Source organism: Marinobacter daepoensis DSM 16072, assembly GCF_000421165.1.
Classification (GTDB): domain Bacteria; phylum Pseudomonadota; class Gammaproteobacteria; order Pseudomonadales; family Oleiphilaceae; genus Marinobacter; species Marinobacter daepoensis.
The window spans coordinates 122,255-136,560 of record NZ_ATWI01000012.1 but is presented as its reverse complement, the minus strand read 5'-3'; the positions used below and the strand labels follow the sequence as shown (position 1 = coordinate 136,560).

The following is a 14,306-nucleotide window of genomic DNA, read 5'->3' as shown; positions in this document are numbered from 1 at the left end:
TTTGATCCTCAACAACACAAAATTGTCATACTTCTCTGACAAAATCTGGTGTATACCAGAAGGACAAACCTATGCTTGCTATTTTTGATCTCGACGACACTCTGATCCGCGGAGACAGCGCCAACCTGTTCACCGCGTTTCTCCGCTGCCAGAGCCTGCAGCCAGACCCAATGGCCTCAGCCCGGGATATCGCTTTTCTGCAGGACTATCAGAACGGAACTCTGAACCTGGAAGACTACATGCGCGTCAGCCTGGCCCCCCTGAGAGGCTGGAACCGGCTGAAGGTCGAAGACCTGGTGACCTCGTTCATCCGGCGGGTCATTCGGCCCAGAGTCTGCACCAAAATGCAGAAACGGCTGGACTGGCACCGGCAGAACGGACACCAGTTACTGGTGATCTCCGCAACCGGCGAACACTTAGTGAGGCCAATCGCAGCGGCTCTCGGGGTTCCGGAGGCTCTGGGTGTCGAACTGATCTGGGATAAAAGCGGGCTGACCGGTGAAATCGGTACCCGGCGCCCGTATCGGGAAGGCAAAATCGAAGCGCTGCAACAATGGCTGGCAGCACAGGAGAATGACCCCGAGGCGACCTGGTTTTACTCAGACTCGCACAATGACCTTCCTTTACTGGAATGGGTGGACTATCCGGTTGCGGTCAACCCGGACCCCACCCTGCTGGCCCGTGCAAAGGCCGAGGGATGGCCTGTGATGGGATCGGCACGAGCATAAGTTTCCGGCCCGGTTCCCGGACCGGAAACTCCCCGCCTTACTTCGCTTCCGACTTACCGTCGTAACGACGCTGCCATTCAGCCAGAATGGCCTCACGGTTCTCTGCCGCCCAGGCGAAATCGTTATCGATGATCAGCTCCTCAGCGTTTGCCGGAAAATGCTTCACAGGCTTCGCCACACCCGGCATAGCCACGATCGCAAACCCTTCGTTGTACATTTCCATCGCTTTACGGCTGATCGCCCAGTCCACCAGAGTCTGAGCCGCTTCCAGCTTGTCTGTGCCTTTCATGATGCCAGCCGCTTCAACTTCCCAGCCCAGACCTTCCTTCGGGAAAACCATTTCAAGAGGCGCGCCCTGTTCTTTCAGGCGGGCACCACGGAATGCAAACGAAACACCAATGGCAGTCTCACCGGATGCCGCCATCTTGCACGGCTTGGAGCCAGAATGCGTGTAACGGCTGATGTTCTTGTGCAGGCCATCCATGTAATTCCAGGCGTTGTCTTCACCCATCATCTGCAGCCAGGCAGACACGTCCAGAAAACCGGTACCAGAGGAGTTCGGGTTCGGCATGACAACGTGGCCCTTATACACCGGCTTGGTCAGGTCTTCCCAGCTGGTCGGCATCGGCAGGCCTTCTTTTTCGGCCTCAATGGTGTTCACACACAGCGCACCCATCCACGCATTCGTGCCAACCCAGGCAGGCTCTTCATCACGATCCCGGAACTTCGGAGACAGCTGGTCCAGACCTTCCGGTGCGTACGGTTCCAGCATGTCTTCGTTTTTCAGCATCAGCAGACTGGTGCCTGCCAGTGCCCAAACCACGTCCGCCTGCGGATTCTCTTTTTCGGCCAACAGACGGGCGGTCACAATGCCGGTGGAATCCCGCACCCAGTTGATCTTGATGTCCGGATGGTCTTCGTTGAAACGCTGGGCGTATTTTTTCAGGTCGTCCGCTTCCAGCGCGGTATAGACCGTCAGTTCTGTCTGAGCCTGGGCTCCCATCGCTGACGCACAAAGAGCCAGTGCAAGGGCGTGTTTCAGTTTTTTCACGTGGTTATCCTCGGTTCGTGTTATGAGCTTGCTTTCTGGTCTATACCAGATAGACCTCTCCACGATAAACACGACAGATGTCATGGTTGTGACAATGCCATGACGATTTCTTTGCCCCTCTTGTCATTCCCCTGCAACCTTCCAGCGCTATCTTAGGATATATATATCTGGTATATACCAAAGGAGAAAGTATGCAACTCAAACACCGATCAACCTTGGCACTTGCGCTGTCAGCGATCCTGCTCGCTGGCTGCGGTGGTTCCTCTGACGGCAGTGGTTCTGGTGATAATGATTCCATTCCGGATACCGGCGGTACCAATCCCGATACCGGGGGCAAAGACCCGGACCCGGTGATTGTGGAACCACCCCAGGCCGATGCAGAACCGGAATTTATCGTACGCCCATACTTGCAGGCCCCCGGCTCTGACACCATGACCGTCATGTTTGAAACGGAAAACACCGAACCTGAAGTCTGGGTCCGCCCTTTCGGCACCGGTGGAGAATTCCAAAAAGTTGCAGGCGAAGTGCATTCCGAAGACGGGCTGGTTTATGCATCACGCCTGATGGGCCTCGAATCGAATACACTCTACGAATACTATGTGCTGACCACCGATACCGAAAGCCAGCTCAGAGCAACCCAGCCTTTTGCTTTCAAAACCTGGCCAGCCCCTGGCGATGACGTTTCCGAAGCCACATTTATCGCCATCAGTGATACCCAGCTCGACCAAACGGTTTATGAACCCGTCCTGAAAAACATCGTCAGAGACGGCATTATGTCCAAAGAATGCAGCCTCTCTCAGCCAGAAACCTGCGCCGAAAACATTGCCGCCATTACCATCTCTGGCGATGTCGTACAGACTGGTGGCAATCGCGGGCATTGGCGCAATCAGCTGTTTGGTCGCATGGCCGACATTACTCCCTACGTGCCACTGGTCACCGTACCAGGAAATCATGACTACTATGGCAACGCCGAGCTTCAGCTGTACCGGACCTACATGAATCCGCCTGAAAACGGGTCGGTCGGCTATGAGGATCACTGGTATTTTCTCGACTACCTTGATCTCCGGCTCATCGGTCTCGACAGCTACCTCATCAGCGGCGCCCACGGAAAGTTCAACAGCGACACGCTGGCGGTGCAGCGTCAGTGGCTCCGTGAAACGCTGAAAGACGCGGAAATCCAGCAAAAACAGTTTGTTATGGGCATGTTCCATCACGGCTGCCTCTCTGAACTGTGGAGCTCGGGCGAAAGTATCGGGTCTTGCGAAATGGTCAGCGAACTGGAGCAATACAGTGATCGCACTGGCGCGATTTCCGGGCACTTTTTTGGCCATACCCACAGCTACTCCCGGGGGCAATCTCTCGATACCCAGCATCTTTGGCTGAACGCAGCCAGCGTGTCTGGCTACATCGAACCCTTGGACAACGAAAACCTCCAGAAGAACCAGATCAGCGACTACGATACGTATGAAATCAGCCGGAGTGAGTTCGGCTACAACTTGCTTACCTACCAGTTTGGCCCGGAACCATCCGTCAGCCTGGTGCGCAAAAAGGGCGGCTACGATGGCGATCTCGATTTTGACATCGTTGACGAACTGAGTTTCAAGCAGAACACCAACAGTAATTTGCCGCAGGCCACCGCTGGCACCGGCGAGTACAGTGGCGCAAATGTAAAGCTCGCGATTCAGGTGGGCGCACCGGATTCTGTCCACGAAGTTCATTGGCAGGTTTCCGAGAGCCAGGACTTTTCCGGCCCTGTGTTTGATATCTGGGGCAATGATACCCGTCGGCAGAACCTGTTCTACGATGAGGCGTCTCAGGTCGGTGGTGACAAATATGTCGGGTTTGAAACCATCAACACTCAGGAAGGCGTCGACATATTCCAGCTCGACCTCTCCGAACTGCTGACCCGACGTAGCATTCGCCCTGGCGCCGATGACCATTACCGGTGGAACAAGCGCTACTCCAGCCTCAATACCCATGCGTCAGACTACAACGATTATAAAGGCCAGAAGCGTCCAACACTGAGCCTGAAGCCAGGCACCACCTACTATTGGCGCTCCCGCGTGCGGGATCAGCAAATGAACTGGTCAGCCTGGAGCGAGCAATACAACTTCGCCATCGAAGGCACACGCACGCCCAACCTGCTGATCAACGGAAATGCTGAAACCGGTGATCTGACCGGCTGGACACTGGAAAGTGGCGCCATCAACGTCGTTTCCAAGGTCAAAAATCCTGGTTTCCTGGCGGCTGCAGAAGGAGATTACTATTTTGCGGGCCGGGGCTTTGGGCAGGGACAACCAGCGGACTGCTGCACTGAGAAGGCCTCCCAGCTGGTGGATGTGTCTGAGTTCCAGACCCAGATTGATGCGGGGGAAGCCTATCTGCAACTGTCCGCTCAGATCACCACCTGGCAGAGCATGGATCAGCCAGAACTGACGATCGAGCTCTACGACCAGAACGGTAATCAGATTGCCTGGGACAACGCTGGGCCCTACACCAGCAAGACGGCGAAAAACTGGGAAACCATTACGGTGCTTGGCCAACTTCCCAATAATGTCCGCGCTGTGAAGGTATCTATCGGGGGCACCCGGAAACAAGGCAGTGACAACGACATCTATTTCGATGATCTCTCACTGAACCTGCTTTACTGAGGCAGAGCCAACCAGGCCAGACGCCTTTCCCGGCGCTCTGGTCTGATACCTGAGTTCAGATAAGCCCCTTGCCCGTTCAGACAGGCAAGGGGCTTTCTGTTATGCGACTCAAGAAACAACAGCCAGAGCCGTGTCACCAGAACATCATCTTGCCCTACTAATGTTTAGGATTTTAAAGATGAGGTAGTACACGCCATGGCTCTTTCTCGCAGACAAATGATCCAGTTGATGTTCCTGGGCGGCAGTGCAGCGGCACTTTCGGCCTGTGGTGGCGGGTCGTCCAGCCCTTCGCTGACGGGCGGTAGCGGCAATGAAAAGCCCAACAAGCCAGACCCGATTTCTCCCCCTGAGCCGGTTCCCGAGGCGCGGGAGCTGCCGCTCGAGGCAGGCCCGTTGGCTGACATTGGCCCACTGGTAGATTCCGGGGTCGATGGCATTCTGATTCCGGCAGGGTTTTCCTTACGTTTGGTCGCCACAGCAGGGCGCAAGCCAGTGTCCCACGCATTCGGGTACCTGTGGCATCCATTGCCCGATGGTGGCGCGGTATTCCCGGTGGGTGATGGCGGCTGGGTTTACGTGTCCAACAGTGAATTCCTGCCCGGCGGGGTTGGCGCGCTTCGCTTCGGCGCCGATGGAGAGATCGTGGATGCCTATCCGATCCTGAAAAATACGCGGATTAACTGTGCCGGCGGTGCCACCCCCTGGGGCACCTGGCTGTCCTGCGAAGAGATCTTCGACGGCAAGGTCTACGAATGTGACCCTCTGGGTACACCGCAGCAGGCCCAGTCGTACCCGGCGCTCGGTTTGTTCAAGCACGAGGCTGCCGCCGTCGATATGGAGACCGCGTCGGTGTTCATGACCGAGGACGAGGGCGACGGCCGCCTGTATCGATTTGTTTCCACAGGTCGAACCAGTGCCATTAATGGAGCCGACGGTCTTGATCTGGCCAACGGCCGCTTGCAGGTACTCGAAGTGAGCGGTTACGAAAACGGCGCCTACATGGAGGACCTGGAAGCCGCGCGGGAAATTCACCGGGTAAGTTGGGTGGATGTCCAGTCTCCGGACCGGCCCCAAAGTCAGGTCCGGAACGACATCCAGAACAGCACCGGCAAAGGCGCGCCCGGTACGCAATTCAAGGGCGGCGAAGGTATCTGGATTCAGTTCTGGCCCGAAGGTGCCCAACAGACTGTGTCGGGTTACGAGCACCCGCTGCGGGCCGTGGTTTTCTTCGCCTGCAAACGAGATAACCGGGTCTACGCCCTGGACGTAGACAACGACCTGATCGAGGTGGTGTTCGACAACGCCCAGCTGGAAGGGTCTGGCGAAGCTGGCTTCGACGACGTGGATAATCTGGTGGTCAGCCCCGCCGGCGACGTAGTGGTGGCCGAAGACGGCGATGCCATGCGATTAATGGTGATGGTGCCGAACCAGCCGGCCAAAATATTACTGCAGGTACCCGGTGGCGGCAGTGAACTGACCGGACCAGCCTTCACTCCGGACGGCTCGCGGCTGTATTTCAGCTCACAGAGGGCTCCTTCCGGCTTAACGGGACTTATGAAACTGGGCCGCACCTATGAATTGACCCTGCCCGAAGCCTTTCGGTGACCGATATACCGGAGGCGGCACATTGAGACGGTGAGCATGGCCGCCTGGCCATGCGTTAACCTGCCGCTGGGCACGGCCGGAGGAATCCAACAACTGGACAGAGACTGTTGATACCGCCCCGCGATTGGGCGGCATGGTCAGTTCGTTGGTAAAAATCCCGTATTCGTTATCGATATCGATATCGATATCGACTGTGTTGGTCAAACTCGCTCCACCAGCGAACTCGCACAGGCTCCTTGTTCTCACGACCAGCATAGCCAATCAAAATGGCCTCCAGTGGCACCCTCGGGGCGTCAGCGCTAATGTACAGAGTCTCGCCGGTCGACGGATCGTATCCTGCCAATTGTGTGCCCAGCACCAGATGCTCAAATGCATACTCCCAAAGCACATTCCCCGCATCCTGGTTCAGATACAGCCGCATCGACAGGAAATCCTCCGGGTCGAGACCCGCCAGATGTTCGATATTATTGAAGCGCAAAGTATTGTCTTCACCCACCTCAATACGGGTCTCGTGTTCGCCGATGGCGAGGATCAGGTCCTGGCCGCCGTCGATGGGGGTGAGGCGGTCGAACTCGGGGCCGATCAGGGAGTACAGCACCTCGATCAGGTCATCGCTGGAGCCGATGACCGGCGTGGCGTTGTCCGGGTCTTCGCCGGCCTTGAGCAGGCGGCGGTACTCGCGGTAAGCCAGCCAGTGCTGTTCCTCATCATAGTGTGGGGTGAGGATGGGAGCGATGTAACGTGGCCGGGTATCCAAGGGTGCGGATACACCCACATCAGAGCCCAGGTAATCGAAGCCGGCACAGCTGCCGCCAGTGCAGGGTTCCTGATTCTTGGCCTTACCGATGACGTGAATGTAGTAGTGTTCGGGGTTGCTCAGGCCATCGTTAAGCTAGAGGATCTGGCGAAAGGCGGTAGCGCAGCCTATGTCACCCAGCTCCCGCATTACCAGTTGAGACTCATCTTCATCAGTCGTTCAGAGAAAATATCATTATCTATTTGAGTTTTCCCAATTTGGATCAATGCCTTGCTCTCGCAACCACTGGATACCTTTTTCTGTAGTTTGGTACGCCTGATCCGGATGATTCACCACTTCAGCGAAGAGATAAGCCAGCATCTTTTCTCGCTCACGCAGAACGTTCAGATGAGTACTTTTGAGCGACTTGACTGAACGTCCACCCAGCAGACTGGCCAATTGTTCTGCTTTATAGGGTCGTAGCGCACACAGCCACAGAACCACCGGCCAAAGTTTATCCTTGCGTGTTTTTGGGGTGAGTTCCTTTATTCGAAGAGCCAAAGCACCGGGCAGGTCACCCTCATTTGCACCGAGGTCACCCTCATTTGCACCGAGGTCACCCGTATTTGCTCCCAAGTCACTCGTATTTGCCGCTTCCTGGCTTCCAAATAAAGGTAATTCACCTGAGTCCAATGACCGGTCGGCTAGCTGATAGTAGGTTGCGGGGCCTGCTCCGCCTTTTACCAACAAACCATGCTGATGGTGCAAACGTCCCAACACCTGACTGGCCGATAAGGTATCCAGCCCGGTCACTGCACGCAGGCCAGCATTATCAACCGCACCTGTCTCCTTCGCCAGAATCAGGGCCCTGGCCTCATCGTTGGTTAACTGCAGGTATTTGAACTGGCTCAACCATGCAAGCTGGTCTTCACCCAATAGCTGGTGCAGCAGATAGGTTGCCTGAAATTCGTTGGCTATCACATGGCTTGAAAACACCGGAGCAGCTAAGCCGACCTGCTGCAACAAAGAACGCATGGTACGGATACCCGATCCTTTAGTTTCAGCAAAGTTCAGGTCATACAACACTGCAGCCAATACCGGGTTACGTAGTTTAGACCCCATTTCGCCCAGCATAGCTTCCGGCTTCAGCGAATAACCCGCATTACGAATATCAATGCGATTACTGTATCGCACCACCAGAATCGGCTGCTGCACTTGGTAATCCCGATGCATCAGGGCATTCACTACCGCTTCCCGCACCACTTTTTGCGGCAACAGCGGTTGATCACTACGCTGGGTACTGCCTTCATCTAAACGAAAGTGCTTTGGCAAATCATCCAGAATCGTGGCTTCGAGTTTTGGGATCAGGCGTAATAGTGGTTCACGTAAATCCAGCGTGGTTTGGAAACGCTGCTCAGGGTCTTCAACCCACTGGATGCCACTGATACGCACATAGTCCACACGCACCGAGGGCAACAAACGCCGCAACGCTAGTGGCTTGCCCATCAGCAATAATCCGGCGACATTTGGCAGCCATTCACCGTTGTGCTTTTTAGCCAGATTCAGTGCGCGCAACATCTCCTGATCACTGACCTGCAGCTCCTCGGCATGAGGGCGCACTCGTGCCCGTAACTGGCGATACAGGGCAATGACATCCGGATCGAGGTCATCCCATTCCGCACCCGGCAATACGACCTGCTCAAACCCCAAACCACTCTTGGCCAACAGCAGGGGTTCCAGCTCAGCCTGGGTGCACTCATAATCGCCGTTCAGGCCACGACGCCAGACACCAGTTTTGCGTTTGTTTTTCTTATCGAATTTACCTTTGAAAGCACAGGGCTTCGCAACCGGCTCAAGCTCCGGGACAAACACCAGAATCACGGTCTTACCCTGTAGCTGCACGGTTTCTGCCGAAACCGGGATACTCTGCTCAAACTGTTCTCGACAGTTGGTTTGCAGCTGTCCTAGTATCTGATCAACATTGTTAATACCCGAAACATAAAACTGCTCATGCTCATCGTCCGGCTCCGAAACACCGAGCAGCAAATAACCGCCACCTAGACCCGGTTCATTGGCATACGCACAGACCGTCTGCATCACGGAACCACCGATATCGCTACCCTTTTTAGCTTCAATACGAGGGCACTCGTCCACTAGTTGCAGCTGGTCCAGCAACTCTTCGGCAGTAAATTCGTGCATCGGCGATCAACCTCCCTGGTACTGAATTTTTCCCGGCTCTTGCTCGTGAGTAACTGCGGCATCAGGGCTTCTTTTTGGCTTCAGATAAGACGAATTACTCCACCGTCACACTCTTCGCCAGGTTCCGCGGCTGATCTACATCCGTGCCTTTCAGAACCGCCACATGGTATGACAACAACTGCAGTGGCACGGTGTAGACAATAGGCGCGGTGATTTCGTGCACGGACGGGATCTGCATGACATGGAGCCCTTCCTCCGCTTTTACATCAGCCGCCTTATCGGCAAACACGAACAACTCGCCTCCCCGGGCACGCACTTCTTCCAGGTTGGATTTGAGCTTTTCCAACAGGTCGTTGTTCGGGGCCACCGTCACCACAGGCATTTCACTGTCCACCAGAGCCAACGGACCGTGCTTGAGCTCGCCGGCGGGATAGGCCTCGGCGTGGATGTAGGAAATTTCCTTGAGCTTGAGCGCCCCTTCCATCGCCACCGGGAACTGGGAACCACGGCCCAGGAACAGGCTGTGGTTCTTGTCCATAAACGCCTTGGACATCTCTTCAATGTCGGCATCCAGGGCGAGGACGTCACTCACCTGCTTGGGCAACTGATGAATGGCGGCAACGATCTCTGCTTCTTTGTCTTCACTCAGGCCATTGTGGCGGGCCAGGGCAACGGTGAAGATCAGCAAGGCCGTCAATTGGGTGGTGAAGGCCTTGGTGGAAGCAACACCGATCTCCGGGCCGGCCTGGGTCATGATCACCAGATCAGACTCCCGCACCAGGGAACTGCCCGGCACGTTGCAGATGGCCAGGGCCGCACGGAAACCGGCTTTTTTGGCCTGACGCAGAGCCGCCAGGGTATCCGCCGTCTCGCCTGACTGGGAAATGCACAGGAACAGGGTGTCCGGCTGAATGACGTGCTTTCGGTAGCGGAACTCAGAGGCGACCTCAACCGAGCACGGCACCCCCGCAAGATCTTCAATCCAGTATCGGGCGACCATTCCGGCGTGGTAAGAGGTGCCACAGGCAATGATCTGAACGTGTCTGACGTTGTCCAGAAGGTTAGCCGCGTCGGTTCCCAGAGCCTGTTCCAGAATCCGGCTGTCGGTAATCCGGCCTTCCATGGTGGCCTTGATCACTTTCGGCTGCTCGTAGATTTCCTTGAGCATGAAATGGCGGTATTCGCCTTTGTCCGCTGAATCCGCGCCGTGTTCGAAGCGCGTGACCGCACGCTCTACCCGCTGCCCCTCACGGTCACAGATCTCAACACGATCCTTACGGATATCGGCGATGTCGCCCTCCTCAAGGAACATGAAGCGGTCGGTCACCGGCAACAGGGCCAACTGGTCAGAGGCGATAAAGTTCTCGCCAATTCCCACGCCCACAACCAGGGGACTGCCTTCCCGACAGACCACCAGATGGTCGGGCTCATCGGCGTGTACGACGGCCAGGGCATAGGCGCCACGCAGGCGCTGAATGGCGGCTTTAACCGCGTCATAAAGCTTGCCCTGTTGGCGGTAGTGCTTTTCAATCAGGTGAGCCACCACTTCGGTGTCGGTCTGGGAGGTGAACACAAAACCTTCGGCTTTCAGCTCATCTCTCAGTTCCTGATAGTTCTCGATGATGCCATTGTGGACGATGGCCAGGCGATCCCCGGACATGTGCGGGTGGGCGTTCACCTGAGACGGCTCGCCATGGGTGGCCCAACGGGTGTGGGCAATACCCAGCGCACCTTCCAGAGGACTGGAGCCAATCGCGTCAGCCAGGGCTGCAACTTTACCCACTTCCCGGGCACGCTTAACCTGTGATTCCCGATTGATCACGGCCATACCGGCAGAGTCGTATCCCCGGTACTCAAGACGACGCAGGCCCTCCAGCAGAATACCCTGGACATCCCGTTCGGAAACCGCTCCTACAATCCCACACATGCTGTTGTCACCTGTTAGTTGATCCGTAATTAACTGGACTTCTGCGGCCGTTGCCAGCCTTCAATGTTGCGCTGCTTGCCACGGGCAACAGCCAATTCGTTCCCGGCCACGTCCCGGGTGATGGTAGAGCCGGCGCCAATGGTGGCTTGCTCCGCCACGGTTACCGGGGCGACCAGCGAGGTGTTTGAGCCAACAAAAACGCCATCGCCAAGCACCGTCTGATACTTGTTCACACCATCATAATTGCAGGTGATGGTTCCTGCACCCACATTCACGTTACGGCCCAGAGAGGCATCACCCACGTAACTCAGGTGGTTGATCTTACTGCCCTCACCCACCACCGCTTTCTTGGTTTCGACAAAGTTGCCCACTTTGGTATTGGCCGCCAGTTCGGTCCCCGGGCGCAGGCGCGCAAACGGGCCGATCTGGGCGTTGGCTCCCACCGAGGCCCCCTCAATCACACTGTTGGCCTTGATTTCGGCGCCGTCGGCAATCGTGGCATCCTTGATGACACAGTTCGGCCCGATCACTACGCGGTTGCCCAGACTGACCGTGCCCTCAAATACGGCATTCACATCAATCCACAAATCGTTGCCAATGGTCAGCTCACCCCGTACGTCCACGCGTGAGGGATCGGCCAGCGTAGCACCTTCGGTCATCAGGCGCTCCGCCTGCTGGCGCTGGTACCAGCGTTCAAGCTCGGCCAGCTGGACCCGGTTGTTCACCCCCTGAACCTCAAACGGATTGCCCGGCTGGGAGACTGCCACCGACAGCCCGTTATCCACCGCCATAGCAATGATATCGGTCAGATAGTATTCGCCCTGGGCATTGCTGTTCGACAGCGTTGGCAGCCAGCTCTTCAGATGACGAGCAGACACCGCCAGAATTCCGGTATTCACTTCCGTGATGGCCTGCTGCGCGGCGTTGGCATCTTTTTGCTCCACAATCGCCTGCACCAGCCCATCGGCATTACGGACAATGCGGCCATAGCCGTGAGGGTTGTCCATATTCACGGTCAACAGGGCCAGGGTGTGCTCGTCGAGATCACGGACCATGGTTTCCAGCGTATCGGTTCGGGTCAACGGCACATCCCCGTAGAGCACCAGCACCCGCGCATTGTCCGGCAATTCCGGCAGGGCCTGAGCAACCGCATGACCGGTACCAAGCTGTTCCGTCTGCAACACCCAATGGACATCGGGGTCATCCAGAGACGCCCGGACCTGCTCTGCTCCATGGCCGATCACCGTGTGAATTTTCTCCGCGCCCAGCTGCCTGGCAGTGTCAATGACATGATGCAGCATGGCTTTTCCCGCCACCGGGTGCAGGACCTTGGGCAGGGCAGATTTCATACGGGAACCCTGGCCAGCCGCCAGGATCACAACGTGTAACGGACTCATGGGCAATCAGCTCCGGTATTCAGATGTCCATAAATAAAAAAAACCGCGTCCCGGTGAAATTGCCGCTGCTCCGTTTCCGGAACACCGGACCCTCCACCTGAGGATGCGGTTCACTGTCAGGCCAGTCCGAGACCGACGCAAGCCCGGCTTATCGCAGGTGCTTGCGCAGCTTCTGGATGGTACGCAGCTGAGCGGCTGCTTCGGCCAGCTCGGCAGCAGCACGAGAATACTCGAACTCGCCTGTCTTGTTCGCCAGTGCCTTTTCGGCTTGCTTCTGGGCTTCCAGAGCCGACGCTTCGTCCACATCCTTTGCACGAACCGCGGTATCGGCCATCAGGGTAACCAGGTTGGGCTGCACTTCCAGATAACCTCCGGATACGTACAGAATCTCCTCACTGCCACCCTGCTTGATGATCCGCACTGCACCGGGCTTCAGCCCGGTCAGCAGCGGAGCATGGCCATACTGGATGCCAAGCTCACCCTCGGTGCCGGTGGCGATCAGCATCTCCACCAGACCCGAGTAGATTTTTTCCTCGGCACTTACGACGTCACAATGTACGGTCATAGCCATTTCATACGCCTCTTGGGTCAGAAAGGAAAGGAGGTGTCTTACTTACCTTCTTTCTCTTTCATTGCCTTAGCTTTCTCAATCGCTTCGTCCATGCCGCCGCACATGTAGAACGCCTGCTCTGGCATGTCGTCGTAGTCGCCGTTGAGAATGCCTTCAAAGCTGGCGATGGTCTCTTTCAGAGACACGTACTTACCCGGAGAACCGGTAAATACTTCCGCAACGTGGAACGGCTGCGACAGGAAACGCTCGATCTTACGGGCACGGGATACGATCAGCTTGTCGTCTTCAGACAGCTCGTCCATCCCCAGGATCGCGATGATGTCTTTCAGTTCCTTGTAGCGCTGCAGAACGTTCTGAACACCACGGGCAACATTGTAGTGTTGCTCACCAATCACCAGCGGGTCCAGCTGACGGGAAGTGGAATCAAGCGGATCGATCGCCGGGTAGATACCCTTGGAGGCGATGTCACGGCTCAGTACCACGGTCGCGTCAAGGTGCGAGAAGGTGGTGGCTGGTGACGGGTCAGTCAAGTCATCCGCCGGTACGTAGACCGCCTGGATGGACGTGATAGAACCGTTTTTAGTGGAGGTGATACGCTCCTGCAGCTGACCCATCTCTTCGGCCAGAGTCGGCTGGTAACCTACCGCAGACGGCATACGGCCCAGCAGTGCAGATACCTCGGTACCCGCCAGGGTGTAACGGTAGATGTTGTCAACGAACAGCAGAACGTCACGGCCTTCGTCACGGAACTTCTCGGCCATGGTGAGACCGGTCAGGGCCACACGCAGACGGTTTCCAGGGGGCTCGTTCATCTGGCCGTAGACCATGGCAACCTTATCGAGAACGTTGGACTCCTTCATTTCGTAGTAGAAGTCGTTACCTTCCCGGGTCCGCTCACCAACACCGGCGAATACGGAGAGACCAGAGTGCTCTTTCGCGATGTTGTTGATCAGTTCCATCATGTTGACGGTCTTACCAACGCCGGCACCACCGAACAGACCAACCTTACCACCCTTGGCGAACGGGCAGATCAGGTCGATAACCTTGATGCCGGTTTCCAGCAGGTCAGCCGAGGCTGCCTGGTCGGCATAGCCCGGTGCTTTGCGGTGGATAGCCCAGCGCTCTTCTTCGCCAATGTCGCCCTGTTCGTCGATGGGACGACCCAGAACGTCCATGATCCGGCCCAGAGTCTGGGTACCAACCGGTACGGAGATCGGCTTGCCGGTGTTTTCTGCTTTCAGGCCACGCTTCAGGCCCTCGGTGCTGCCCATGGCGATGGTACGAACAATGCCGTCACCCAGCTGCTGCTGGACTTCCAGAGTTGTTTCGCCACCTTCAAGCAGCAGTGCGTCGTAAACGCTTGGAACGGAGTCACGTGGAAATTCCACGTCGATAACCGCGCCAATGATCTGAACGATGTGTCCGCTACTCATGCTCGGTT

Annotated in this window: 10 protein-coding genes; 3 read left to right on the top strand and 7 right to left on the bottom strand. The window is 56.6% G+C overall.

Annotated elements, in window-relative coordinates; all coding sequences use genetic code 11:
- Window positions 1-71 precede the first annotated feature (71 nt).
- On the top strand, window positions 72-728 hold the full coding sequence (locus tag K325_RS0114480; protein ID WP_029654985.1) for an HAD family hydrolase: 657 nt from the start codon (window positions 72-74) through the stop codon (window positions 726-728).
- Between the two features lie 37 nt (window positions 729-765).
- Here K325_RS0114480 and K325_RS0114475 read toward each other — a convergent pair whose 3' ends face one another.
- Entirely contained in the window at window positions 766-1,779 is a 1,014-nt protein-coding gene (locus K325_RS0114475; RefSeq protein WP_029654984.1) for a putative 2-aminoethylphosphonate ABC transporter substrate-binding protein, read from the bottom strand.
- A 191-nt stretch (window positions 1,780-1,970) separates the two neighbouring features.
- Between K325_RS0114475 and K325_RS0114470 the strand changes: the two genes are divergently transcribed.
- Both K325_RS0114470 and K325_RS0114465 read left to right on the top strand, forming a co-directional pair.
- Window positions 1,971-4,430 (top strand): metallophosphoesterase family protein, encoded by a 2,460-nt coding sequence (locus K325_RS0114470; RefSeq protein WP_029654983.1) that lies wholly within the window; start codon window positions 1,971-1,973, stop codon window positions 4,428-4,430.
- A gap of 195 nt (window positions 4,431-4,625) precedes the next feature.
- Window positions 4,626-6,035, top strand: a complete 1,410-nt coding sequence (locus K325_RS0114465; protein ID WP_029654982.1) for an alkaline phosphatase PhoX — start codon at window positions 4,626-4,628, stop codon at window positions 6,033-6,035.
- A 166-nt stretch (window positions 6,036-6,201) separates the two neighbouring features.
- Here K325_RS0114465 and K325_RS18095 read toward each other — a convergent pair whose 3' ends face one another.
- From K325_RS18095 to atpD, 6 genes are all read right to left on the bottom strand, one after another.
- The gene (locus K325_RS18095; RefSeq protein ID WP_036193631.1) at window positions 6,202-6,810 is read right to left on the bottom strand and encodes a hypothetical protein; all 609 of its coding nucleotides are present in this window, start codon (window positions 6,808-6,810) and stop codon (window positions 6,202-6,204) included.
- A gap of 216 nt (window positions 6,811-7,026) precedes the next feature.
- Complete coding sequence (locus tag K325_RS0114450) at window positions 7,027-8,970, bottom strand: ATP-binding protein (RefSeq protein WP_029654979.1); 1,944 nt, start codon at window positions 8,968-8,970, stop codon at window positions 7,027-7,029.
- A 94-nt stretch (window positions 8,971-9,064) separates the two neighbouring features.
- On the bottom strand, window positions 9,065-10,897 hold the full coding sequence (glmS, locus tag K325_RS0114445) for a glutamine--fructose-6-phosphate transaminase (isomerizing) (RefSeq protein ID WP_029654978.1): 1,833 nt from the start codon (window positions 10,895-10,897) through the stop codon (window positions 9,065-9,067).
- Between the two features lie 29 nt (window positions 10,898-10,926).
- Window positions 10,927-12,294 carry a bifunctional UDP-N-acetylglucosamine diphosphorylase/glucosamine-1-phosphate N-acetyltransferase GlmU gene (gene glmU, locus K325_RS0114440; protein WP_029654977.1) on the bottom strand — a complete coding sequence of 456 codons (1,368 nt, stop codon included), beginning with the start codon at window positions 12,292-12,294 and terminating at the stop codon, window positions 10,927-10,929.
- Between the two features lie 148 nt (window positions 12,295-12,442).
- Entirely contained in the window at window positions 12,443-12,865 is a 423-nt protein-coding gene (locus K325_RS0114435; protein WP_029654976.1) for a F0F1 ATP synthase subunit epsilon, read from the bottom strand.
- Window positions 12,866-12,903: 38 nt separating this feature from the next.
- Entirely contained in the window at window positions 12,904-14,298 is a 1,395-nt protein-coding gene (gene atpD / locus K325_RS0114430) for a F0F1 ATP synthase subunit beta (protein ID WP_029654975.1), read from the bottom strand.
- Window positions 14,299-14,306: the final 8 nt, after the last annotated feature.

Bases quoted from the DNA above. Each gene is read 5' to 3' on its own strand.
- K325_RS0114480 (WP_029654985.1), top strand. From the start codon at position 72: ATGCTTGCTATTTTTGATCTCGACGACACTCTGATCCGCGGAGACAGC.
- K325_RS0114470 (WP_029654983.1), top strand. From the start codon at position 1,971: ATGCAACTCAAACACCGATCAACCTTGGCACTTGCGCTGTCAGCGATC.
- K325_RS0114465 (WP_029654982.1), top strand. From the start codon at position 4,626: ATGGCTCTTTCTCGCAGACAAATGATCCAGTTGATGTTCCTGGGCGGC.
- K325_RS0114450 (WP_029654979.1), bottom strand. From the start codon at position 8,970: ATGCACGAATTTACTGCCGAAGAGTTGCTGGACCAGCTGCAACTAGTG.
- glmS (WP_029654978.1), bottom strand. From the start codon at position 10,897: ATGTGTGGGATTGTAGGAGCGGTTTCCGAACGGGATGTCCAGGGTATT.
- glmU (WP_029654977.1), bottom strand. From the start codon at position 12,294: ATGAGTCCGTTACACGTTGTGATCCTGGCGGCTGGCCAGGGTTCCCGT.
- K325_RS0114435 (WP_029654976.1), bottom strand. From the start codon at position 12,865: ATGGCTATGACCGTACATTGTGACGTCGTAAGTGCCGAGGAAAAAATC.
- atpD (WP_029654975.1), bottom strand. From the start codon at position 14,298: ATGAGTAGCGGACACATCGTTCAGATCATTGGCGCGGTTATCGACGTG.